The sequence below is a fragment of the Streptomyces phyllanthi genome, assembly GCF_009377205.1.
In the GTDB taxonomy this organism is placed as follows: domain Bacteria; phylum Actinomycetota; class Actinomycetes; order Streptomycetales; family Streptomycetaceae; genus Streptomyces; species Streptomyces phyllanthi.
Window position 1 is genome coordinate 1 of the sequence record NZ_VJZE01000667.1, and the last position, 3,650, is coordinate 3,650.

The 3,650-nt window shown below is 72.7% G+C and carries 4 protein-coding genes; 3 read left to right on the plus strand and 1 reads right to left on the minus strand.

What is annotated here, in order from left to right:
• The 3 genes from FNH04_RS43050 to FNH04_RS48355 form a co-directional block, all read left to right on the plus strand.
• Positions 1-690, plus strand: a 690-nt coding sequence (locus FNH04_RS43050) for a carbohydrate ABC transporter permease (RefSeq protein ID WP_152791682.1), incomplete at its 5' end; no start/stop codon positions are given.
• Positions 687-1,316, plus strand: coding sequence for a hypothetical protein (locus FNH04_RS48350; protein WP_228031966.1), 630 nt, complete (start codon positions 687-689; stop codon positions 1,314-1,316). The genes FNH04_RS43050 and FNH04_RS48350, both read left to right, overlap by 4 nt.
• The gene (locus FNH04_RS48355; protein WP_322725522.1) at positions 1,313-3,082 is read left to right on the plus strand and encodes a glycoside hydrolase family 36 protein; all 1,770 of its coding nucleotides are present in this window, start codon (positions 1,313-1,315) and stop codon (positions 3,080-3,082) included. The genes FNH04_RS48350 and FNH04_RS48355 overlap by 4 nt, the downstream gene beginning before the upstream one ends.
• Before the next feature lie 232 nt (positions 3,083-3,314).
• Here the strand turns inward: FNH04_RS48355 and FNH04_RS43060 are convergent.
• Positions 3,315-3,650: PP2C family protein-serine/threonine phosphatase (locus FNH04_RS43060; protein WP_152791684.1), on the minus strand; the 336-nt coding region annotated here is incomplete at its 5' end.

The window sequence follows — 3,650 nt, forward strand, 5'->3', positions numbered from 1 at the left end:
CTCCCGCCCACCCTGGACAACCTGACGTCCGTCGTGACCCGGCCCGACAACCTCTTCTGGGTCTCCCTCACCAACAGCCTGATCGTCACCACCCTGTCCGTGGCCGTTCTCACCGTGCTCTCCGCGATGCTCGGCCACTACCTGGCCCGGACCTCCTCGCGCTGGGGCCGCGTGGCCACGCTCGTGCTGCTGTCGGGCCTGATGATCCCGCCGCAGGTGATCCTGCTGCCGGTCACCCAGGTGCTGCGCACCTTCGACCTGATGGCCACCGTGCACGGCCTCGTCCTGTTCAACGTCGGCTACTACGTGCCCTTCGGGGTGTTCGTCTTCGCCGGGTTCGTCAAGGGCGTCCCGGTTGAACTGGAGCAGGCCGCGGCGATCGACGGGGCGGGCTGGTTCCGCACGTTCTGGCAGGTCGTCTTCCCGCTGCTGAGACCCGCCACCGCCAGCTGCGTCATCTTCTTCGGCGTCTGGATCTGGAACGACTTCCTCAACCCGCTGATCATCCTCGGACCCGGCTCCGGCACGACCGTGACCACCGGTATCTACCGCGCCATCGGCCAGTACCAGGCCGACTTCGGCACCGTCTTCGGGCTCATGTTCCTCGCCACGCTGCCCGTCCTCGTGCTCTACCTCGCGCTGCAGAAGCAGTTCGTGAAGGGGCTGACCGGCGGGGCCACGAAGGGATGACCACGGACGACGGGATGACCACGGCCTACGGGATCACCATGGACGACGGGATGACCATGGGCCACCTTCCCTGCCGACCGGCCCCCTGCGCGCGGGTCCTGGCGGACGACGCGCGCGTCACGGTCGTCGGCCGGGCCGACACGGACGACCCGCACGCCCGTGCTCGGGCCCGCGCAAAGGCGCTGCGCGGCATCGTGACCGGAGACCCACCGCCGTACGTCCCGGACCGCCTGCGCCCCGGCACACTGGCCAACTGCACGGTTCCGGAAGCCCCCTCGGCCACTTCGCTCGCCGCCCTCGAACGCGGCCTGCCGGTGCCGTCCGAGGAACCCATGGCGGCGGACCTGGACCGGGCACGCCGCCTGGCCGCGGCCGCGGACCGCGCTCTCGCCCTGGCCGGAAAGCCACTCCCACAGATCGAACACCCGGCGTCCGGCACCGGGTTCCCAGGCCTCGCCGAGGCGCTCGACGACCTCCTCACCGCCCTGCACACCGGCGCGGCCCCGCGGGGCGACAGCCACGACGACCTGCGCGGTCCCGCCATGGTGGACGCGACGCCACGGTCCGCGACCACCTCACACCCGACCCCCGTGCCCCATCGAAGCCCCAGGAGCCCGAACCCGTGACCACCGGTGCGGTGACCACCGCCGAGCGCCCGCCCGCGGCGACGACCCCCCTCCTCGACGACGTCACCCTCGCGGTCCTCGCCGACGGCAGACCCGTACGCCCCCACGTACGGCAACGGTCCGACGGCGTGCTCACCCTGTCCGTGACCGCACCCGCGGGAGCGGCCCTGGAGATCCGCTTCGCGGTCCCCCTGCGGGACGCCGTCGGCTACTGGCATCCCACCTGTGGCTGGGCGCGCACCCTGCCGCCCGACTGGTCCGCCCCCGTGACCACCTCCCTCGTACGCGGCGCACCCGCCGGCTGCCTCTACGCCTCCGACGGTGCGACGCTGCTGGCCTTCGCCGCTCAGGACCCCGTCACCCCTGCCCGACTGGTCCACGGCGTCTCCGAGGCCGGCAAGCGGTTCGTCGTCCACCTCGAACTGATCGCGCCCACCGGCCCGTACACCCTGTTCCTCGCACCGCGCGCACCGAGCCCCGCCACCGCCCTGCGCCGCCTGCGCGCCCGGCTCACCGCCACCGCCGCGCGGCCGCCGCTCGGCCTGCCCCCGGCGGGTCGCGGTCCCGCCTACTCCACCTGGTACGCGCTCGGGCAGGACGTCACGGCCGACGCCGTCGCCCACGAGGCGCGGCTCGCGGCCCGGCTCGGCTGCGAACTGCTCATCCTCGACGACGGCTGGCAGCGCGGCGGACGCAGCCGCGGCTACGCCTGGGCGGGGGACTGGCAGACCGACACGGAGAAGTTCCCCGACCTGTCCGCGCACGTCGCCGAGGTGCGCGGACTCGGCATGGCGTACATCGCCTGGGTGGCCCCCCTGCTGGCCGGACCCGATTCGCCCCTGTGGCCCGATCTTGCCCCGCTCGCCGTGCTGCCCAGCCCCACCGCGCCCGGCGCCCACGTCCTCGACCCCCGCGACCCCCGGGTGCGCGCCCACGCGGTAGCCACCTGCGCGCGGCTCGTCGGCGACCACGGACTCGACGGCCTCAAACTCGACTTCCTCGACGACGCCATGGTCTACGCCGCCGACGGGCGTGGCGACGTCAGCGCCGCCATGGACCTGCTGCTCGGCGAGATCCGCGACGCCCTCACCCCGCTGTGCCGCACCACGCCCCTCATCGAGTTGCGCCAGCCCTACCTGGGGCACGGCATGGCCGCGTACGGGAATCTGCTGCGGGCCACCGACTGCCCGGCCGACGCCGTCGCCAACCGTGTCCGCACCGTGGACGCCGGGCTGCTGCGCTGCGGCGGCGCCGTCCACTCCGACATGCTGATGTGGGACCCGGACCACACTCCGCGGGCTGCCCTGCGCCAGCTCCTCGCCGTCCTTCACGCCACCCCGCAACTCTCCTGCAAACTGGGTGAGTTGAGTCAACCTCACTACAAGGCGCTGGAGTTCTGGCTCGCGCAGTGGGCCAGGCTGCGGCCGCTGCTCGTCGACGGGGAGCTCGAACCGGGACGGCCCGATGAGCTGTACCCCCTGGTGCGGGCCGCGACAGCGGAGAGCGAGGCCATCGTCGTGCACGCCGAGCGGACCGTGCCGCTGGACCTGGCCGGGCGCCGTACGGTCGACATCGTCAACGCCACGGCCGCCGACGCGCTCGTCCTCGACCTTGCCGACGGGGGGCCGCACGATGTGCGGTGCACGGCGTACGACGTGACCGGCGAGGTGGCGGGCGAGCACAGCCTCGACACCGCCGGCGGCGGCCCGGTGAAGCTGGCCGTGCCGCCCTCCGGGCTGCTGTCCCTGCAGGTGCGACGGCTATGACGGGGGCCCCTATGTCTTTGGTCGAGGTGGTCGGGTGGCAGTGTGGCTGTCATGAGTGATGACGTGCCTGTCCGAGAGCCGGCGGGCGAGGGCATGCGGCCGTGCGATCACAGTGACCCTTCCGCTCACGGCGGGTTCGCCTGGAGTGGCGGCTGTGCAGGACAACGACCGCGGGCGCGGCGCCCTCCGCCGAACTGGTCGGAGGTGCGATCGGTCCGGGAGCCGGCGGGTTTCAGGTGTTTGTGCGGGGGCGGGGCTCGATGTGCAGCAGCAACAGAGCGGTGTCGTCGGTGCGGTTACCGGGTGGCTGGGCTTGGTCGATCAGTGTGTCGGCGATGTCCTGGAGCTGGTGGCCGGCGTGGGAGAGGGCTTCGACGAGTGCGGTGAGGTTGTGGTCGTGGTGGGTTCCGGGGGCCTCGATGAGTCCGTCGGTGTAGAACGCGAGGACGGTGCCGGGAGTCAGAGTGACGTCGGTGGTGGGGTAGGCGGCTGTGGTGTCGGCCCCGAGCAGCGGTCCCGGCGGCACGGGGAGGATTTCGGTGCGCAGGTCGGGGTGGCGCATCAGGGG

Coding starts and splice junctions, on each gene's coding strand:
- FNH04_RS48350 (WP_228031966.1), top strand. CDS start 687: ATGACCACGGACGACGGGATGACCACGGCCTACGGGATCACCATGGAC.